1 protein-coding gene is annotated in these 413 nt (G+C 55.2%); it reads left to right on the forward strand.

The genetic code is table 11. The annotated features are described in order from the left end of the window. Window positions 1-413, forward strand: a 413-nt coding sequence (locus MMO42_RS18110; protein ID WP_241321580.1) for an Ig-like domain-containing protein, incomplete at both ends; no start/stop codon positions are given.

Raw genomic sequence — 413 nt, forward strand, 5'->3', positions numbered from 1 at the left:
GTGACAGGTGAATACACGGTCGGTGATGTGGTGACAGTGAACGTCAATGGCGTGAACCTGACCACGACCGTACAAGCAGGGGGTACGTGGGCCGTGACAGTTGCCGGCGGGCAATTGGTACTGGATGCCGACAAAGTCATTAACGTCAGCATTGCAGCGACCGATGCAGCAGGTAACGTGGGCAATGCAACTGCAGATGCGAGCTATACCGTAGACATCACCACACCAGTGGTGGTGGTCAATCCAATTACCGGTGACAACATCATCAATGCGGTAGAAGCAGGCGCCACTCAAGCCGTGAGCGGTTCAGTGGTTGGCAGCTTCACGGTCGGTGATGCAGTGACTGTGAATGTAAATGGTACGGTATACAACACCACGGTACAGGCAGGCGGTACGTGGAGCGTGAACGTTCC

The organism is Acinetobacter sp. ANC 3882 (assembly GCF_022549545.1).
Taxonomy (GTDB): domain Bacteria; phylum Pseudomonadota; class Gammaproteobacteria; order Pseudomonadales; family Moraxellaceae; genus Acinetobacter.